The sequence below is a fragment of the Streptomyces sp. NPDC024632 genome (assembly GCF_055559175.1).
Genome location: NZ_JBVHLD010000010.1, coordinates 238,596 through 257,286 on the forward strand (window position 1 = coordinate 238,596; position 18,691 = coordinate 257,286).

Here is an 18,691-nt window from a genome sequence, read left to right on the forward strand (position 1 = left end):
TCACTCATCGATGGGCAACTCCCCTTCATCGGAGTGGCTGGCCCTGGCCTGTTGGAGCGTCTCTGCGATGGTGGCGAACTCGTGATCCACGTGCGATGTGACAGCGACCCAGCCGACCGTCATCGGATGAAAGGTGTCCCAGTAGCGATGAAGGTGACGGACTGCCTCGCTCAAGGCGGGTACAGCGGTTCGTGAGGCGACGCGCCGGAGGACTCGACGGGTGATGCCCCCGGCTCCACGGGCGGTGGGGGTGATGCTGTTGGCGAGGAGGAGCGTGGCGGTGCGGATGGCGTCGAGCACTTCGTAGGGGGCGGCCTCGGCGAGCGGGCCGAAGATCAGAGTGGGCCACGGGGTGCGGCAACGGGTCCAGGCGAGGCGTTCGAGGGAGGTGCCCAGGTCGAGAACGAGGCGGTCGGGGTGGGCGGCGTTCCAGAGGAGGACGAGGTCGCCGAGGGGCAGGCCGGCGTGGTCGAAGCGGAGGGTGATGCCTTCGACTTGGCGGCGGTGCCAGATGGTGAGGCGGCCGTGGAAGGAGATGTGGCGGGCGTGCAGGCTCAGGCGGGACAGGACACTGAGGAGTTGGTCGAAGGCGGCGGCGTAGGCATCAAGGTTGGGGATGAGTTCGACGCGCGACGTGTTGACGAAGGACGTGAGGAAGCCGTCCTGCAGTGAGCCGTCGGCGGCGCGCTTGGCGGTGAGCCGTACAACGGGCTGGGGGATGAAGCCCTGACGGTAGGGGATCGTGCCGCCGTCCTTGAGGACCGGGTCAAGGGCCTGAACCGCGGAGATGGTCAGCTCGGTCTCGCGACCCCAGCGAAGGGGTAGGCAGGCGGCGCGGGGGACGCCCTGTTCGGCGAAGGCTGATTCCAGGCGGGCAAGCAGGTCGGGCCACGGAAGAGCGTGCCGGGGTGGGCGGTACGGCGTCGCGTGATCCTGATGGCGGATCTCCAGACGTTCGCCGTCGAGGGTGAAGTCCCATCGAGGCCCGAGGACTTTGCGGAGTAGGCGCGGTATCTCGGAGGGGTCGACGGTGCTCAGCATGACCGCGATGCCAGAGCCTCGAAGTGACGCTGCGGGTCGAAGCGTTGCTGTCCAATCGCCTGTACGAGGACGGGGTCCAGGTCTTCCGTGCGGGTGATCGCTTCGGCGAGCGCCCGCGCTGCCGTCTCGTCGTCCGCCTCGGGCGGCAGGACCGTAGTCTCCCCGGTTAAGGGGCAGAGGGCGGCCTCCGCGCAGGTGCCCTCGCGCCAGGTCAGGGCCGCCACCGGTGTTCCTGCCCGCAGCGCCTCCCCGAAGACTGCGGCGCCAGCTTCGACGTAGTCGCGGGCGTACGTATAGACAAAGGTTCCGGCACCGTGGAAAGCGGCGGTCTTGGCGGCACCGCCCAGTTCCCCGTCCCACTGGACATGCTCGGCGGCGAAGAGCCGTTCGTGGCGCTGGACGTACGCCCTGTCGAAGACCGGGCCGACCATGCGTAGGCGGCGACCGAGGAGTTCGGCAGCGCGAAGGGCCAGGTGCGGAGCCTTCTGAGCGTCGATGCGGCCGACCCATACGAGGTCGTCGCCCTTGACCGCTGGTGGTTCAGCCTCGCCCAGGCCGAGGTGGACTGCCAACTCCGCGCGGGGCTGCCAAGCCGCGTACCGCTCGATCATCTCGGGCGAGTAGCAGTACAGGCGGTCCCGTTTGCCGTCGAAGCCATCAGGTGCGTGCTGGAAGTCGGGATTGTGCTGGAAGGTGGCGACGTCGCAGTCGAGCGCCTCCCGAACGCGGCGCCACGCAGGCAGTGTCGGGTACTCGTGGCCGACGACGAGCAGGTCATAGCCGGTGGCAGCGAGGTCGCGTACGGCGGCCGAACCCGGCGCGATGTCCTCAAGCCGAACCGGCTTTCGGGTCCACTCGGGTCCGAGGTCGTCCCGCCAGCTCGGCCCGAGGAGGTGTACGTCGGCGCCTGCGGCTCTCGCCCCTACGGCGACGGCCCATAACCAGCGTTCGATCCCGCCGTACCCGGCCGGGGGAAATGCGTAGCTGCCAGGGAAGTCGCAGACGCCGACCAACACTTATGCCTCCGAGGGTGCTCCGTCCGCCGTGATCCGGCGGAAGCCGATGTACGGGACGAGGGATTGCGGGAGCAGGACGGAGCCGTCCTGCTGCTGGTGCTGTTCCAGGACCGCGGCCAAGGTGCGGCCGACGGGCAGGCCGGAGCCGTTGACGGTGGCGACCGGGGTGGGCTTGTTGTGCTCGTTACGGGTACGGATGGCGGCGCGGCGGCCCTGGAAGGTGCCGAAGTCGGAGATGGAGGAGATCTCGCGGTACGTGCTCTGGCTGGGCAGCCAGACCTCGATGTCGTACGTGAGCTGGGCGGAGAAACCGGTGTCGCCGGCTGCGAGGGTGACGACGCGGTAGGCGAGGTCGAGTTCCTTCAGGCACGCTTCCGCGTGGCCGACCATCTTCTCCATCTGGGCCCTGGAGTCGTCGGGTGCGCAGATGCGGACCATCTCGACCTTGGAGAACTGGTGCTGGCGGATCAGCCCGCGGGTGTCGCGGCCGTACGAGCCGGCCTCGGAGCGGAAGCAGGGCGTCTGCGCGGTCAGGGCGAGAGGCAGGTCTGCGGGCGGGATGATCTCGTCGGCGTAGAGGTTGGTGAGGGGAACCTCGGCGGTGGGGATGAGGAAGAGTTCGCGGTCGGCGACGCCGGTGGCAAACAAGTCCTCTTCGAACTTGGGCAGCTGGCCCGTTCCGGTCATGGTCTTGCGGGTCACGAGCAACGGCACGGAGTGCTCGACGTAGCCGTGGCGGCGGGTGTGCAGGTCGAGGAAGAGCGTGACGAGGGCGCGTTCCAGTGCGGCGCCGACGCCGCGTAGGACGCTGAAGCGTGGGCCGGAAAGCTTTGTGGCCCGTCCGAAGTCGAGGATGCCCATGCCCTCGCCCAGGTCCACGTGGTCCTTCGGCTCGAAGGAGAACGCGGGCGGGTTACCGACCCGGCGCTGCTCGACGGCAAAGTCCTCGGAGTCGCCGTCGGGCGCCTCGTCCGCCGGCAGGTTCGGGATGGTGAGGAGGAACTGGGTCAGCTCCTCCTGGATCCGTTCCTGCTCGACCTCCGCCTCGCGGATCTGCTCCTTGAGCTTGCGGGCCTGATCCTTGAGGGCAGACGTGTCGCCGCCCGACTTCGCCGTCTTCTGGACCTCGGCTGCCACACTCTTGGACTCGGAGCGCAGCTCGTCGGCGATGCCGATGCTCTGGTTGCGGCGGGACTGGAGGGACTCCAGGGAGGAGAGGTCCAGGGCGTAGCCGCGACGGGCGAGGCGGCGGACCGCCTCATCTCCCATGTCGATCAGAGCGCGTGCATCATGCATGAGGGGGTCTCTCCTCGAGCGGGGTCGGTAGAGGATCGAAGTTAGCAAGAATGGACACCCTCCTCCGACCCGATTGCGTACGGTCACCTCCCGACGGCTCTACGCGACGGTCAGTTTGGCTCAGACCGTCGAGGAGACGCCCAATGAGCCGGACCAGCCGGGCGTCCGAGACGACCAGCGGGTCCAGGCACGCGGCTTCCGGGAAGAACAAGGGCATGGGCGAGTCCGGGGCTTCGGCCACAGCCCAGCCGAGGACGGACAGCAGAAGACCGTGCGCCACCAGGACACGCGGGCCAGGCCGCATCAGCGCAGCCTGGACCCCGGTCAGCATCCTGGCGATGCCTTCGCGTTGCGACTCGGCGGAGCCTTGCGGTCGGATCCACGGGCCGTGCCCGCCGAGCCAAACCGCGTAGTCAAGGAACGGGCCGCCCTCGAAATTGCCGTAGTCGAGTTCGTTGAGCCGCGGGTCGCTTTGGTGCGCGACCCCAGGAGCGTTGGTGAGTAGGGCTGCCGTCTGCCGGGCGCGCGAGAACTCGCTCGCAATCCACGTCCGCAAGCCGCTCAGGGAGCCGGTGTCGCGCAGCCGCTCGCACGCGGCGACTCCTTCCGGGTCGAGCGGGAGAGCGATGCTTGGGTCACCGTTCACCAGGTAGCGGGTGCTGTACGTGGTGCTCGCATGTCTGAGCAGGTACGTCGTCATCTCGCTGGGCTCCACTCGGCCTGGGCGCACAGAGCGTCGAGGACCGTTGCCATGCGGTTCACGCGCCGGTCGCCGCTCTCCTCGTAGTAGAGGAGTCCGTCGATTCCGATGAGGAGGCACCACGGGATGATGCGGGACCGACGGTTGCGAGAGCGGGATGCGGCTTGGCGGAGCCGTTCCTGCGTGCCGTCGCCGAGGCGGTAGTAGAGAGTCCAGAAGGCCCAGTCGAACAGAGCGTCTCCGTCCATGGGCACCGGGTCGAGGAGAACCGGTCGGCGCTGCCTCGTGAAGGCGACGTTCTCGCGGTACAGATCGGCGTGGAGTACGGTCCTGCGGCCGTGATCCTCTGCCAGTCCGTCCGTGTGCACGGCTACTCGAGCAGCGAGTTGGCCGTATGAGCTGCCGCTCCGACGCTTCTGTACGCGAGGCAGCACCTCGTCCCGCAGGTGGTCGGAGAGCGACGGAAAGGTTCCGGGCGGCACCCTCCGCCCAATGCTGTGGGCCTGCTGGATCGCTGCGGCTACGAGGGTGGTCTCGCCGTCCGGCGGTTCCTCGCCTCCCGGCCTCGGGCCGACCATGCGGAGGGCGGCCACCGACAAGTCGTCGTCCGCCATGAGCACGACTCGGCCAGGACCCGGATGCCAGAGCCGTAGAGCGGCCACCTCTCGCGCGTATCGGCTCGGGTCGGGCCACGCCTTCAGCAGTACAGCACGGCCTCGGCGGTCGACGGCGGTCGCGAGCGCGGAGGCGTGTCCAGCGTCGTGATAGCCGGTGAGGGTCAGTTTCCACCCGCGGCCGGCGGCGGCGAAGATCTGCGGGACACGGTCCAGCCAGGCGTCCGCCGCCGATCCGTAGTGCACGGTCAACCGGTCTCGGCAGCTCGCGGAGACTGGTGGGAGGAGGGTTGGCGCGTTCAACTCAGCAGCACTCCATCCTGGATGAGTTCCTCCGTGAGGGCGGGGAATCCGGCGAGAGCTTCGACGACGAGGGCCTGGACCTTGTCCACTTGGGCCGCCGGTTCGGAGAGCCGGATCAGGATGCGCCACGGTTGGTCCAGCGGCTCACCCGTCGCGCTGACCAGATGCACCTCAGCGTGGCCGCCTGTTTCCTGGTGGAGTCGGTGGGCCAGGCGGGTCGCGGCCAGGTTGTAGAGCTTGCCAACGTGGTAGACGGGGTTCTTGCCGCTGGCGCCCTCCATGTTCATGGGGCGCAGCGGGGTGATCAGACCGTTGACGCGGTTGCCTCGGCCGACGACGCCTTCGTCCCCGGACTCGATGGAGCTGCCGGTGTAGGTGAGGTACAGCTCGTCCTTCTCCGGCACGTCACGGACGTTCAAGCGGAAGTCGACGGGGGTGCCGGGCAGGTGCAGGCCGGCGAGGCGGCGGCATTCGGCGAGGATCGTCTTTTTGTTGGCGAGGTACGCGGTGCGGTCCGGTACGAGCGGACTCATCTGGGGGACGCACAGAACGACGTCGGCGCGGTCGCCCTCGTAGTAGCCCATGACCTTGACATCTGTGCCACACCACGGATGAGCCTCGGTGAAGGCGCTCGTACCGGAGAAGTCGTCGGCCAGTTCGTGCACGAAGGGCTCGAAGGGGCCCTGGGGCGCCCAACCAGTGCCCAGCGAGGTGTCGTTGGCGATCAGGACTCGTCGTTCGCGCAGGTCGTCGACGGATCGTGGGGCGAACCATCGCGTGCGTTCCGGGGCGTCGGTGTCGGTGATGACCGCGCCCGGACTGGAATTGCTGGTGATGTGGAAGTGCAGGTCGAGGTGGGCGGCGAGAGACGGCAGGCGTTCGGAGAAGAAGGCCCGCACGGTGCTTTCCGCCAGTTCGTCCACGGGGATCTCGGTGTCGCCGCAGGTGCGGGCGGCCCGGCCGTTGATGAGGACGCGGACGGGCGCGGTCATCTCGCCGGCTCCGTACTCGACCCGGCTTGCTCCGCCCAGGAGCGCGAGCTTGTCGAAGTTGTGGTGGAGCACGGCCCCGAAGTTCTCCAGGGTGTAGCGGCTGTACGCCTGTGAGAGTCGCTCGGCGAGGTGGTCGGCGAGGGTGTCCGGGTGGCCCAGCCCCTTCCGCTCCACGATGGTGGTGGCGTCCGGGTACGGCGTACCGGTCTCGATGACGATCCGGCTTCGTCCCAGGTTCTTTGCGGTGCGGTTCACGGTGTTCTCCTGAGCGTCTCGAACGGACAGAACGAGCGGGATGAGCGGTGTTACCGCGGAACACCTGCGTCGCGCAGGTCGGTGATCAACCGAGCCAGGGTTCGTACGACGCTGGTCGGATCGGCGGAAGTGATCAGGTCGCGCAGGCTCTCGGCGGACACGAGGGCGAGATCTTCGGTGCGCCGTCGATCGAGCCAGCGCACCAGGCGCCAGGCGGCTGCTGGTCCCGTGACGGGGAGTTGCCCGATCACGTCGAACGGGAGAGGCGAGATGCCGGAGTAGGTGAGGTCGCGGATCAGGTGGAAGGCGGCGTCCACGAGGTCACACACCGCGGGCCCTCGGGCAGCCGCTTCCCAGTCGACGACATGGACGGCACGCCCTGAGAGCAGGAAGTGCTCCGGCTTGATGTCGCCGTACAGGTACACGCACTCCTCGTCGTCCAGGACGGTGAGCGCCTGCCCCAGGTCCGGCCACCAGGGTCTCGTTCGGCAGCGCTCGGACAACTGGTCCAGGAGGGCGCCGCTGTTGGTGAACCTGTCGCCGCGAGTCGGCAGCCAGCCGGTGCCCGGCCCGCCGAGGACGCGGTGGCCCCGAAGAATTCCGGTCAGCCAAAAGGTGCGCTGGACGAACGCTTCGACGTCCTCTCGCGTCGCAACCTGCGACGCCGTACCGCTAACCGCGTCTATCAGGGCCCAGCAGTATCCGTCTTCCGCACCGGCCGCCCGTACGGCTGGTACAGGTACGCCCCAGTCGCGGGCGAGCAAGAGCGCCTGGGCCTCTCGGTTTCGCCGTTGCAGCGGTTCGATCGAGCGGTAGACCTTGAGCAGGGACCTGCCCTCGCACGCCCACCACGTCACGGACAGCGGCTTGTCGTGGTGGAGTACGAGCGGACCGAAGCGTTGCATGCAGGCGCTGTCCAGAGGAGTGATCACGACCACCCCAGGCTGGAGACGCGGCTCGCGAGGGCGATGGGGATTGGCCAGCGACGCCCGTGCTGACTTCGCGATGCGGGAGCACAGGCGCTGTCGTCGGCCCTTTCGATCCTTGCCTGCGCGGTACGAACGAGGACGCACATCCGTCGGGTACTGGTCAGGACCGCCACATCCGCCTTGATGAAGAAGACCGTCTTGCCCAGCTCTTTCGGAACCCAGCCCCAGCCGTGCGAGAAGCTCTCCACCAGAGCGAGACCGCGCCCGGAGGTGGCGTCGGGTGAGGCTCTCGACACGACAGGAGGGCGAAGAGAGCGATCGGTGACCTCGATCTGAAGGAACTGACCGGTCCACTGCGTCCGCACCCAGCACTCGTTGCCTGCGTGCGTAAGCGCGTTGGCGATGATCTCGCTCGAGCAGAGCTCCACGTCGGACAGGGCTCCCTCGGACAAGGGAACCTTCCAGTGCCTTGCCGTCACGGTAATCCTCCGCCGAGCGCGGCTGACGGCCTCCGCGCCGGCTCGGACGTGGAACTCGTCCGGAGCCGGAAACTGCTGGTGGTTCATACGGAGCCTCTTCTCGGCATCGGGGAGGCAGCTGACACCGGACGGGGGGACAAGTGCCAGCCGCCGGTCTGGTTGCCCTCTGTTGCCTGATCAGCACACCGGATAACGTGCGGGGCCAGGAGCCCATCAAGCGGTCAACTCGGTCAACTTCCTTGCGGAGCTCGTCTTCGACCTGCACGAAGAGGCAGCATGGGATGGGCGGAGGCGCGCAGCGACGCGGGGGTGAACCGCTGAATGAGCCGACGACCAGAAGGGCCGAATCTCCAGCTCTCCGCGTGCCTGGACGAACTGGCCTGGAGTCCCAAAGTCCTTGCCCGGAAGGTGAATCGGGCCTTCGGTGACGGGACGGTGGCCGAGTCGGCGCCCTATCACTGGCGCGACCACGGCAGCCTGCCCCGCTCGCCGTTGCCGACGGCGGTCGCGCATGTGCTGTCCCAGGAGCTGGGCCGGACGGTGACCGTCGAGTGGTTATGGCAGGCGCGGTCGACGCCCTCGCAGGCCCTCGTGCCGGCGGACAGCGACCTCGCACGGCCTTGGACCGCGCGTGAACTGGGAGGGATCATGGAGGACTGGGTCCGCAGCGGACTGCGCGACCGCCGACACTTCCTCGCCGCCTCCGGCGCCACTCTCTTGGCCATCGTGTCGCAGTACGTCGACAGCCCGGCCGGGCGCGGGCAGTTCACCGACCGGCTGGCTCACCCCACCGATGCCGACCCCCTCATCGACCAGGTCGAGCAGAACCTCCCCCTCCTCCAGCTACTGGACGACGAACACGGCGGGGCCCGCCATCTGTCCTACGTAGGGGCCCAGTTCCGCGCTGTCGCCCTCCTCCTCCACGAAGGCGGCCATTCCCCCTTCGCGACGGCGCGACTTCTGCACGCCCTCGGTGAAGTCGGCCAACTCGCCGGATGGATGGCCTTCGACGCCGGAGACCACGGACTGGCCCAGCGCTACTTCGCCTCCGCCCTGCGCGCCGTTCACCAGGTCAACGACAAGCCCCTGGCCGCGCACATTCTCGCCGACCTCGCCTTCCAAGCCGCCAGCCGCGAACACCCGGCCGACGCCGTCACGCTCGGCGAGGCCGCGGCCCGTACGAGCGAGGGCGCACCTGCCGGTGCCCGAGCTTCCGTGCTCTCCCGCCTCGCCTACGCCTACGCGGCTGCGGGACGCACGACGGACTTCGACCGCACACGCGAGACGGCCCGCCAACTGGTCGAGTCCTCCTCCCCGGACGGTTCCGAACCGCGCTGGATGTACTACCTCACCGGCAACCACCTCGACTGCCAGGCGGGTTACGCACTCGTTCAACTCGGCCGCATACGCCGAAACGAAGGCGCCACCGCGGAAGGCCGCCACCTCATCGCCAAGGGCACGTCACTGCTCACCACCGGAGCTCACGAAGTGCCCCTGATCGATCCCAGCCAGCGCCGCGCCCTGTTCGAGGGCTCCTGGCTCGCCCTCGGCTACACCGCTCTCGGCGAGACCGAACTCGCCTGCCAGATCGCAGGCACCGCGACCCAACGCCTGGCGACGGTCCGCTCGCCCCGCAGCACCGCACTGCTCCACCGACTCGCCGTCGACCTGCGCCGCCGCCAGCGCAATCCGCACGTCCGGAGCTTCCTGCCGGAGCTGGAACGCGGCCTCGCCAAGCACCCGGCCGAGCCCGCAACCGCGCGCTAGGGTCCGGTCCTGTGAACGGAGTCGAGAACGTAACCGTCATCGGAGCTGGAGTATCCGGCCTGACCGCCGCCATTGTCCTCGCGGAGGCCGGGGTTCGCGTCCACGTAGTCGCCGAGGACCTGCCCGGCCGTACCTCCCTGGCGGCTGGCGCGATGTGGGGCCCCTACCTGGTCGAACCCAAGGACAAGGTCGACGAGTGGAGCCAGCACTCGCTGGAGGTCTTCCGCGTCCTGGCCGACGATCCGAGTACGGGCGTACGTATCACCGCCGGCGTCGAAGCCTCCCGTTACGCGGATGCGCCGCCTGACTGGGCCACGACGCTGCCCGGCTTCCAGCCCTGCGGCCCCGACGAACTCCCGCCGGGCTTCAGCACGGGCTACCGCTTCGAGGTCCCCCTCATCGACATGCCGGTCTACCTCGCCTACCTCCAGACCCGCCTGCTCGCGACCGGCACCACAATCACGCAGGACACGGTGACCAACCTCGACGAACCTGCCCTCGGCCCCCTCGTCGTCAACTGCTCCGGCCTCGGAGCACGCCAACTCGCCGCCGACAGCGACCTCCGCCCCATCCGCGGCCAGCACGTCATCGTCACCAACCCCGGCATCACCGAGTTCTTCTCCGAGGACACCGGCACCTCCCCCGACCTGCTCTGCATCTACCCTCACGGCGACACCGTCGCCCTCGGCGGCACCGCTATCGACGGCCGCGCCGACCTCGCCCCCGATCCGGCAGCAGCCGAAGCCATCCTCCGCCGCTGCACAGCCGTCGAGCCCCGTCTAGCCGAAGCCCGCATCCTGTCCCACCGCATCGGCACCCGCCCGACGCGGACGGCCGTCCGCGTCGAAGCCGAGCACCGCCCCACCGGCCGCACCATCCTCCACAACTACGGCCACGGCGGCGCCGGCGTCACCCTCTCCTGGGGCTGCGCCCACGACATTCGTATGCTGTCTGCCTCACGAAGCTGAGCACGTCATGCAGCAGCGGGTTCCCTGTCAGCGTTCCACACTGGGGCTGTGGTTCGGTGACGACTACGAGCGGGCGATGGCCCAGCTCCCGGACCGGCTTGGGCTCTGGGGTCTGGGGGCTGGGACGTCGGTCTCAGCTATCGCCGACGTTCTGCTTCACGCGCCATTGGAGACCTCGTCAGTCGTGGATACCGGCTGGAGCCAGTCGCTGTCTGGCCGGGTCAGCAAGCGGGCGTTGCCATAGGCCATCGCAGTCGTGAGCACGGTGTGCCCACGGTAGTAGTCACCCTCACGGGATACCACAAGGGCGAGGTCTACTCGGCCCGGGTTAACAAGCGACAATGGCAGCAGCAGTTGGACCTTCTTCTCTGCCACGTACCAGAAGGGGACAGCTGCTTTGTATGAACGCCGCACGCGCTTCTCCGCACGCTTCACAGCCCCCTCCAACTGCAGTTCAGCGCTGAGAGCATTATTCTGCAGCTCGCTCGGGAAGCGCTCCGGATGACCCTCAGCCACGTGCCGGGCATTTACTATGAGACGGCGTGTCCAGTCATAGAAATAGTCGCCAGGGTCGTCGGTGTAGCGCGGAAACGCCGGCAGGTCGCGGAAGTTTTGAAGGATCGTCCGGTGACTCTCTTCATACCAGTTCTCAAATCGCCAAGGCGACTGTCCAGCAGTATTGCGGGTGAATACCCCGTAGATGGACTCCTGCTGACGGGTGAAAAGGCCTGTGTTGAAGACACTGCGGGAGCCATCTGTGTTCTGCAGGACTTCGCCACGTTCTAGAACATGTTGGAACGTTAGCTTCACGTAGCTCTTGAGGATGCGCTTCTCGCCCAGGTAGTGGGCATCGAGGCCATCCCAATCTTCGGCCTCAGCCAGGTCGGCCAGTCGGTCGATGTAATCCAGGGAGCCGGTACCCTGTCGGCGTTCATCGGCGGTACGCAGACGACCCATGTAGGCGTACTGAAAAAGTGGAGCGGTTGGACGGGGCTGAATCATCTGTTCTCCTTGATCGTTAGGGTTGGGGCATCGGTCCTGCCTTTCGTGCCTTGCGGAATGTCACTAAGGCCCGCCGGCAAGGCCAAAAGCGCCGTGTGCGCCGCCGCTGCCGTGCTGCTGATACTGGCACTCGCTGATCGGAGGCCGCTCAGTCCTCAGCGAAGATCGCCCGGAAGCTGGCGAGCACCTTCTCCAGCTCGTCGACCTTGTCGGCAAGATCCGCAAGCTTGCCGTCCTTGGCTCGTTCCGCCTGTACGGCATCTGAGGTGTTCAGTCGTCGGAGGGCCGCTTCGGCGTCTCCGGTGCTGTTGCCGTTGCGGACGGCCGCGACAACAGCACCCGCCTCGCTGCCCGCCTTGTAGAGGACGACGCTCTGGTGCTGGTTGTTGGGGAGATCGAAGGGGAGGTGCCCGACGCCGATATCGGCGAGCTTGTCATGAATGCTGGTAAGGACACGGACGCCGAGGCGGCCGTAGCCGTCGATGTCCCGGAGCGCCCACATGGCAACACGCAGGACGCTGCCGTTGGCCTTGATGGCCTTGTCGAGATCTGTCCAGGTAGAGAACTCGGGTGATGCGGACTCGAAATCATCAGCGGCTGCCATGACTTCTCCAAGGTGGGATCTCATTGACTACATAGAGAGCGTAGGAAAATTTCATCCTCATGTCAAGGGAAATTTTTCCTGATTCACGTACGGGCTGTATCCTCGCTCGCGGCTGACCGCGCAGGGACTGCTTCGGCAAACGTCGGCATCCGACGTCGGAGTGGTGGCTCCTCCCCGCTAGGCGACGGGACCGCGGGGGATGCGGCTGGCCGCGCGGTACGGGCAGGCGTGGGTGACGACGGGGGACCCGGCGCTGTACGAGACGGGGACGCCGGAGGAGTCGCTGGCGGCGGTACGCGGGCAGGTGGAACGGCTGGGCGCGGCGTGCGCGCAGGCCGGGCGGGACGTGCTGAAGGTGCCGAAGGTGATGCTGACCGGCTTCACCCCTGACCAGGGGCGCCCGCTGGAGTCGGTGGACGCCTTCGTGGACTTCGCTGGCCGCCACGCGGAGGCCGGGATCGACGAGATGGTCATCCACTGGCCCATCCCCGACAGCGACTTCGACACCGACCCCGCCGCCTTCGAGCGGATCGCCCTGGAGGCCCCCGCCCAACTGGCCTGATCCGCGCGCCGGGTGGTCAGTGTGCCGGGTCGTCAGTGCGTTGGGTCGTCGGGGCGCCGGTCAGTCAGGGCGTCCATGCGGCGGGCCGCGATCTCCCGGTCGGCGGCGGCCGTCACGAACTCCGGTACGTGGTCGGGCCCGACCAGCTCCCGGACCGCGGCGACCGTGGCCGCCGGGAGCGGCACCGGGACGTGCGAGGGCGGCTCGGCGGCCGGGCGCGGCGGCGGCGCGGGGAGCACGGCGTCGCCGAGGTGACGGCGTACGTGCTCGGTGGCGAGCATCCGCATGGCGCGTGCCAGCTCCGCGTCCACGGTCTGCTGGGCCAGCGGGCGCAGCCGCCGGACCAGGGCCGCCGCCTCCTCGGCTTCCTCGTCGGTCGGCGGGTGACGCAGGAACCGCTCGAAGACGTACTCCGTGGTGAACTCCAGGAACCGCTCCGAGATGTGCTCGACCTGGACCCGCAGCTCCCGCAGGTGGCCGGTGATCGCGGGCAGCGGCACACCGGCGGCGTGCAGCTCCGCGGCGACCGCCAGCTCCTGGGGGCTCGGTACGAGGAATTCCTCGTCGCTGCCCGGCACCGGCTCCAGGATGCCCAGTTGCAGGCCCTCCTCGACGGCCGTCAGATCCGCCGTCCCGCCGAACGCCTCGATCAGCTCGGCCAAGCTGATACGCGCGGGCGTCTCGTCCGACCACGGCCGGTCCACCTCCCCGACCAGGCCGAGCACTCCGCCGAGGCCGGTGCCCGCGTCCCACGCCGCCAGCAGCTCCTTGATGCTGGCCAGCGTGTAGCCGCGCTCCAGGAGATCGGCGATCTGCCGCAGCCGGGCCAGATGCGTGTCGTCGTACACATTGGCCCGGCCGCGGCGCTCCGGCTTCGGGAGCAGCCCGCGGTCGGTGTAGGCGCGGATCGTACGGACCGTCGTCCCGCTCAGATGGGACAGGTCCTCGATCCGGTACGCGCGCTGCTCGGCGGCGGTGGTCACGCCCACACTCCTCCGTACTCCTCGGTGGTCAGGAGGCCGCGGTGCGGCCCGCCGGTCTTTCGCTGGCCCTGGCCGCGGGGGACATGGCCAGATACTCGACGGCCTTGCTCAGCGACCCCTCCTGTGACGGATGGTACGACCGGCGCAGGTACCTGGGCATCGCCCCGTTGAGCGCCGCCCAGGACGGCAGCAGGCCGCGGCGGGCGGCGGCGCGGTGGTTCCTGAACAGGTACTTGCCCTTGACCAGCCCCGGGTCGTGCCGCATCAGGTAGCGGGCCCCGACCACCCACAGATAGAACAGCGTCGGCCACGCGAACGCCATGCCCTCCGCGCGCCGCAGATACCGCCCCGCGCCGCCCCCGCCGACGTGCTGGTACATGTCGAACGCGACCGCCCGGTGCTCGACCTCCTCCGCGCCGTGCCAGCGCAGCAGGTCCAGCATCACCTCGTCGGTGTCCACCTCGTCCAGCGCGTCGGCGTCCAGGATCCAGTCGCCGAGGACGGCGGTGAAGTGCTCGATCGCCGCGATCAGCGACAGCCGGAACCGCAGCCACTCGCGCCGGGTGACCGGCGCGCCCCACGGCGGCTTCTCGCCGAGCAGCACGTCGAACATCCACTCCACGTGCTTGGTGTAGCCGCTGGTGTCGAGATTCTGCTCGGCCAGGTGCTCCAGCACATACGCGTGCTGCACGCTGTGGGTGGCCTCCTGGCCCATGAACCCCTTGACGTCCTTGAGCAGTTGCTCGTCGCTGACGTAGGGGAGCGCCTCCTTGAACACCTTCACGAACCACCGCTCCCCCGCGGGCAGCAGCAGATGCAGCACATTGATGACGTGCGTCGCGGTCGGCTCGCCCGGAATCCAGTGCAGAGGGGTCTGCTTCCAGTCGAACGTGACCCGGCGCGGCTTGATCGCGTAACTCATGGCGGTGCGTCCTCCTTCGGAGAAGATCGGCGGTGTCGGCGTGGGGATCGGTGCTGCCAGCACGGTGCCGGTGGTGAGCCGGCGGCGGGCCTACAGCGGCGGGTCCACGCGGGCCAGCGCCCGCAGCGTCTTGGGGGAGAGCCGGGACAGCAGCCGCGCCCCGCGGGCCTCCGGCGTGACCGGGACGACCGCGGAGTCGCGCTCCACCGCCCGGACGATCGCGCGGGCGACCTTCTCCGGCGGGTAGTTGCGCAGCCCGTAGAGCCGGGCGGACCGAGCCCTGCGCCGCTCCTGCTCCTCCTCGCCGACCCCCGCGAACCGCGCGCTGCGGGTGATGGGCGTGTTGACCAGCCCCGGGCAGATCGCGCTCACCCCGATGCCGTGCGGCGCCAACTCCGCCCGCAGGCACTCGCTGAGCATCAGCACCGCCGCCTTCGACGTGCTGTACGCGGGCAGGGAGCGGGACGGCTGGAAGGCGGCGGCCGACGCGGTGTTGACGATGTGCCCGCCCTGGCCGCGCTCCACCATCTGGCGGCCGAACAGGCGGCAGCCGTGGATGACGCCCCACAGATTGACGTCGAGCACCTGCTTCCAGTCCTCGGGTGTGGTGTCGAGGAAGGCCCCCGCCAGGCCGATCCCCGCGTTGTTCACCACCACGTCGGGGACGCCGTGGAGGCCGGCCGTGCGCTCGGCCAGTTCCTCCATCGCCTCGGCGTCCGACACGTCGACGGTTTCGGGCCACGCGTCGGGCGCGCCGATCAGCCGGGCCAACTCGGCGGTTCTGGCGGCGCCTTCCGCGTCCCGGTCCACCGCGACGATCCGGGCGCCCGCCTCCGCGAAGGCGAAGGCGGTGGCCCGGCCGATGCCGCTGGCCGCGCCGGTGACCAGCACCAGTTGGCCGCCGAACCGCTCCTTGGCGCCGGTCTCCGCCTTCCCGAGCACCGTCCCGCCCGCCCCGGTGACGGTCGAGGTCGCGGCCGGGACGGCGGGGCCGCCGTACTCGTGCGCTGTGACGAACTCGCCGATCCAGCGCGACAGTTGCTCGGGCCGGGAGCGCGGCACCCAGTGCTTGGCGGCCACGGTGCGCCGGGTCAGCCGGGGCACCCACTGCTCCAGGTCGTCGTAGAGCCGCTGCGACAGGAAGGCGTCGCCGGTCGGCGTGATGAGCTGCACGGGGACGTGGGCGTATGCGTCGGTGCGCGGACTGCCCAGCCTGCGGCGGACGTTGTCCCGGTACAGCCAGGCGCCGTGCGCCGCGTCCTCGGGGAGCGAGGCGGTCGGGTAGCCGTCGGACGGCAGCTTCTCGGCGCGGGAGAGCAGCTTGGGCCACTGCTTGCCGAGCGCTCCGCGCCAGGCCAGCTCCGGCAGCACCGGGGTGTGCAGCGCGTACACGTACCAGGACTTGGCCCCCTGGCCGAGCACTTGGGCGACCCGGCGCGGGGTGGGGCGGCGCACCCGGCGCTTGATCCAGTGGCCGAAGTGGTCGAGCGACGGGCCCGAGATCGAGGTGAAGGAGGAGATCCGGCCCTCGGTCCCGCCGACCGTGACGAATTCCCAGCCCTGCACCGAACCCCAGTCGTGCCCGACCAGGTGCACCGGGCGGTCCGGGCTGACCGCGTCCGCCACCGCCAGGAAGTCCTCGGTGAGCTTCTCCAGCGTGAAGCCGCCCTTGAGCCGCGCCGGGGCGCTCGACCTGCCGTGCCCGCGCACGTCGTAGAGCACCACGTGGAAGCGGTCGGCGAGCAGCCCGGCCACCTCCGACCACACCTCTTTGCTGTCCGGGTAGCCGTGCACCAGCACCACCGTCGGCAGCGCCGCGTCCCCGTACTCGGCGACGCACAGCCGTACGCCGCCGCCCCCGGTCACGAACCGCTCCCGCGCCGCCGCGTCGGCCGCCCCGTCCCGCACCTCCCCGTCCCGTACCGCTTCGCCCGGGCTCTCGCCGCCCTCGCCCGGACCCGCGCCCTCGTCCCGGTCGTCCCGCTCTTCTTCCCACTGGTCCCGCGTCATGCCGCCACCCCCGTCCCAGTCCCCGTCCCCGAACCCGATTCCGTGCCCGTCCCCATCCGTGACCTCGACATCGATCCCGTCCTCGTGTCCGCGTCCGTCTCCCGCCAGCGCCTGACGTGCGGCAGGTCGTCGTCCAGCCAGTAGGCGTCGGTCTCCGTGACCACGAGGATCTCCTCGAACTTCGCGCCGGTGCCGCGGAATCCCACATGTGGCTCCACCGCCCACAGACCGGGGTATGGGGGGTGGTCGGACATGCGGTGCGGACTCCACAGCGGTGACCAGCCCTCGCGGTGTCCGTGCAGGGCGTCGGAGGCCAGCCCCTTCAGGCTCCGCGTGCCGAATCCGGCGATCCGCGGCGACCAGCGGCGCTCGCGCACCCGGTCGACCTTGTGGGCGATCACGCCGAAGGGATACGCGCGATGCCGGTTGGCGTACCCCTGCCTGACCATCAGCCGGTCGACGTCCTGGTAGACGGTGCGCAGCGGGCGCCGCTCGCGCACCCCGCGCAGGATCAGCTCGCGGTGCTCGCGCAGATCCGCCATCAGCCGTTCCTGCACCGGATTGGGGCCGAGCGAACCGGAGTAGCCGACGTCGGCGGTGTAGCCCGCGTATACAGGGGCCAGGTCGAGGATGAACGGCATGCCGGGTTCGAGCCGCCGCCCGGTCGGGAAGAACTGGAGCGGCACCTTGAAGCCGGTGAAGGCCGTACGGTCGCCGAACCAGGCGAAGGGCAGATGGAACCAGTCGCGGACCCCGCGCTCCCGCGCCCACACCCGCATCGCGTGCGCCGCGTCCCGCTCGGTCATCCCCGGCCGCAGCTCCGCCGCGACCGCCTCCGCGCACGCGTACGCCAGCCGCTGCACCTCACGGAACCCGTCGAGCCCGTCGACCTCACGGAACCCGTCGCGCCCGCCGTCCCACCCCTCGCCCATGGCCGCTCACCCCAGACCCCGCGCCGACCTTCGAAAGCTGACAGCAATCAATGTGACATCGGCTCGTGGCAAGGTCAAGAGCCCCGCGACCCCCTGTGGATAACTCCCCGAAACCCCCCGACCCCTACGGGTGGTCAGCCCGCAGGAGTACCCCGATCGCGGCGGATCCGATCCTCGGGACGGACGCGGGACTGTCTCGCCCGCCACTACGGTCGGACACGTGACTGTGATCGCTACCGAAAGCCTGAGCAAGCGGTACCCGAGGGTGACCGCTCTTGACCGGCTGACCGTCGACATCACCCCCGGTGTGACCGGGCTGGTGGGTGCCAACGGCGCCGGGAAATCGACCCTGATCAAGATCCTGCTGGGACTGTCCCCGGCGACCGAGGGTCGTGCCGCCGTGCTCGGACTCGACGTGGCCACCAACGGCGCCGAGATCCGCGGCCTCGTCGGCTACATGCCCGAGCACGACTGCCTGCCGCCCGACGTCTCGGCGACCGAATTCGTCGTCCACATGGCCCGGATGTCGGGGCTGCCGCCGACCGCCGCGCGCGAGCGGACCGCCGACACGCTGCGCCACGTCGGCCTCTACGAGGAGCGGTACCGCCCGATGGGCGGCTACTCGACGGGTATGAAGCAGCGCGTCAAGCTCGCGCAGGCGCTGGTCCACGACCCGCAGCTCGTCCTGCTCGACGAGCCGACCAACGGCCTCGACCCGGCGGGGCGCGACGAGATGCTGGGTCTGATCCGCCGCGTGCACACCGACTTCGGCATCTCGGTGCTGGTCACCTCGCACCTGCTCGGCGAGCTGGAGCGCACCAGCGACCACATCGTCGTCATCGACGGCGGCACACTGCTGCGCGCCTCCTCCACCAGCGACTTCACGCAGGCCACGGCGTCGCTCGCGGTCGAGGTCACCGACCGTGAGAAGGAGCTGCTGGCCGCGCTGACCGGCGCCGGGCTCACCGCCCAGACCAAGGGTCACCTGCTGCACGTCGACATAGCGGACGACGCGACGTACGACACCGTCCGCGACGCCGTCGCCGCACTCGGGGTCGGCCTGGTGCGCATGGAGCAGCGCCGCCACCGCATCGCCGAGCTGTTCACGGACGACGAGGACCTGACGTACGACGACCCGGACGACCCCGACCGCCCGGACCCCGACCCCCCGCACGACCCCGACCGCCCGGACCCCGACCCCCCGCACGACCCCGGCACCCCGCCCGGCAAGAGCACTTCGCACGACACGAGCACCCCGAACACCCCGGACACCGCGACCCTGACCAAGGAAGGAGAAGGCCGTGACGCAGCCTGAC

At 69.3% G+C, this 18,691-nt stretch carries 17 protein-coding genes and 1 pseudogene; 4 read left to right on the top strand and 14 right to left on the bottom strand.

What is annotated here, in order from left to right:
* Genes ACZ37P_RS22475 through ACZ37P_RS22510 form a run of 8 tightly spaced genes read right to left on the bottom strand, consistent with a single transcriptional unit; the run spans position 1 to position 7,712 of the window.
* On the bottom strand, positions 1 to 1,041 hold the full coding sequence (locus tag ACZ37P_RS22475) for a hypothetical protein (protein ID WP_467348278.1): 1,041 nt from the start codon (positions 1,039 to 1,041) through the stop codon (positions 1 to 3).
* A complete protein-coding gene (locus ACZ37P_RS22480; RefSeq protein WP_467348280.1) occupies positions 1,035 to 2,057 on the bottom strand; it encodes a glycosyltransferase in 1,023 nt (340 codons plus the stop codon). The genes ACZ37P_RS22475 and ACZ37P_RS22480 overlap by 7 nt, the downstream gene beginning before the upstream one ends.
* Entirely contained in the window at positions 2,058 to 3,353 is a 1,296-nt protein-coding gene (serS, locus tag ACZ37P_RS22485; protein WP_467348282.1) for a serine--tRNA ligase, read from the bottom strand.
* Positions 3,346 to 4,053 (bottom strand): histidine phosphatase family protein, encoded by a 708-nt coding sequence (locus ACZ37P_RS22490; RefSeq protein ID WP_467348283.1) that lies wholly within the window; start codon positions 4,051 to 4,053, stop codon positions 3,346 to 3,348. The genes serS and ACZ37P_RS22490 overlap by 8 nt, the downstream gene beginning before the upstream one ends.
* On the bottom strand, positions 4,050 to 4,913 hold the full coding sequence (locus ACZ37P_RS22495; RefSeq protein ID WP_467348285.1) for an aminoglycoside phosphotransferase family protein: 864 nt from the start codon (positions 4,911 to 4,913) through the stop codon (positions 4,050 to 4,052). The genes ACZ37P_RS22490 and ACZ37P_RS22495 overlap by 4 nt, the downstream gene beginning before the upstream one ends.
* 53 nt (positions 4,914 to 4,966) lie before the next feature.
* Complete coding sequence (locus tag ACZ37P_RS22500; protein ID WP_467348287.1) at positions 4,967 to 6,217, bottom strand: methionine adenosyltransferase; 1,251 nt, start codon at positions 6,215 to 6,217, stop codon at positions 4,967 to 4,969.
* A 50-nt stretch (positions 6,218 to 6,267) separates the two neighbouring features.
* Positions 6,268 to 7,149 (bottom strand): phosphotransferase, encoded by an 882-nt coding sequence (locus ACZ37P_RS22505; protein WP_467348289.1) that lies wholly within the window; start codon positions 7,147 to 7,149, stop codon positions 6,268 to 6,270.
* On the bottom strand, positions 7,146 to 7,712 hold the full coding sequence (locus ACZ37P_RS22510) for an ATP-binding protein (RefSeq protein ID WP_467348291.1): 567 nt from the start codon (positions 7,710 to 7,712) through the stop codon (positions 7,146 to 7,148). The genes ACZ37P_RS22505 and ACZ37P_RS22510 overlap by 4 nt, the downstream gene beginning before the upstream one ends.
* Before the next feature lie 234 nt (positions 7,713 to 7,946).
* On the opposite strand from ACZ37P_RS22510, the gene ACZ37P_RS22515 reads away from it, so the two are divergent.
* Together ACZ37P_RS22515 and ACZ37P_RS22520 are read left to right on the top strand one after the other, a co-directional pair.
* On the top strand, positions 7,947 to 9,392 hold the full coding sequence (locus ACZ37P_RS22515; protein WP_467348293.1) for a carph-isopro domain-containing protein: 1,446 nt from the start codon (positions 7,947 to 7,949) through the stop codon (positions 9,390 to 9,392).
* A gap of 11 nt (positions 9,393 to 9,403) precedes the next feature.
* Positions 9,404 to 10,360 carry an FAD-dependent oxidoreductase gene (locus ACZ37P_RS22520; protein WP_467348295.1) on the top strand — a complete coding sequence of 319 codons (957 nt, stop codon included), beginning with the start codon at positions 9,404 to 9,406 and terminating at the stop codon, positions 10,358 to 10,360.
* Positions 10,361 to 10,516: 156 nt separating this feature from the next.
* On the opposite strand, the gene ACZ37P_RS22525 is transcribed toward ACZ37P_RS22520, so the two are convergent.
* Both ACZ37P_RS22525 and ACZ37P_RS22530 read right to left on the bottom strand, forming a co-directional pair.
* Positions 10,517 to 11,362 (bottom strand): DUF3825 domain-containing protein, encoded by an 846-nt coding sequence (locus ACZ37P_RS22525; protein ID WP_467348297.1) that lies wholly within the window; start codon positions 11,360 to 11,362, stop codon positions 10,517 to 10,519.
* Between the two features lie 148 nt (positions 11,363 to 11,510).
* On the bottom strand, positions 11,511 to 11,966 hold the full coding sequence (locus ACZ37P_RS22530) for a hypothetical protein (protein ID WP_467348298.1): 456 nt from the start codon (positions 11,964 to 11,966) through the stop codon (positions 11,511 to 11,513).
* 181 nt (positions 11,967 to 12,147) lie between these two features.
* Here ACZ37P_RS22530 and ACZ37P_RS22535 point away from each other — a divergent pair.
* Positions 12,148 to 12,528 (top strand): annotated as a pseudogene (locus ACZ37P_RS22535) (LLM class flavin-dependent oxidoreductase); the annotation flags it as partial.
* A gap of 32 nt (positions 12,529 to 12,560) precedes the next feature.
* Here the strand turns inward: ACZ37P_RS22535 and ACZ37P_RS22540 are convergent.
* From ACZ37P_RS22540 to ACZ37P_RS22555, 4 genes are all read right to left on the bottom strand, one after another.
* Positions 12,561 to 13,511, bottom strand: coding sequence for a MerR family transcriptional regulator (locus ACZ37P_RS22540; protein ID WP_355336607.1), 951 nt, complete (start codon positions 13,509 to 13,511; stop codon positions 12,561 to 12,563).
* 28 nt (positions 13,512 to 13,539) lie between these two features.
* Complete coding sequence (locus ACZ37P_RS22545) at positions 13,540 to 14,433, bottom strand: metal-dependent hydrolase (protein WP_391042111.1); 894 nt, start codon at positions 14,431 to 14,433, stop codon at positions 13,540 to 13,542.
* Between the two features lie 90 nt (positions 14,434 to 14,523).
* The gene (locus ACZ37P_RS22550) at positions 14,524 to 16,443 is read right to left on the bottom strand and encodes an SDR family oxidoreductase (protein ID WP_467348299.1); all 1,920 of its coding nucleotides are present in this window, start codon (positions 16,441 to 16,443) and stop codon (positions 14,524 to 14,526) included.
* On the bottom strand, positions 16,440 to 17,375 hold the full coding sequence (locus ACZ37P_RS22555; protein ID WP_467348301.1) for a M24 family metallopeptidase: 936 nt from the start codon (positions 17,373 to 17,375) through the stop codon (positions 16,440 to 16,442). Before ACZ37P_RS22555 ends, ACZ37P_RS22550 begins: the two co-directional genes overlap by 4 nt.
* 226 nt (positions 17,376 to 17,601) lie before the next feature.
* Here ACZ37P_RS22555 and ACZ37P_RS22560 point away from each other — a divergent pair, with 226 nt between their 5' ends.
* On the top strand, positions 17,602 to 18,690 hold the full coding sequence (locus tag ACZ37P_RS22560; protein WP_467348378.1) for an ABC transporter ATP-binding protein: 1,089 nt from the start codon (positions 17,602 to 17,604) through the stop codon (positions 18,688 to 18,690).
* Position 18,691: the final 1 nt, after the last annotated feature.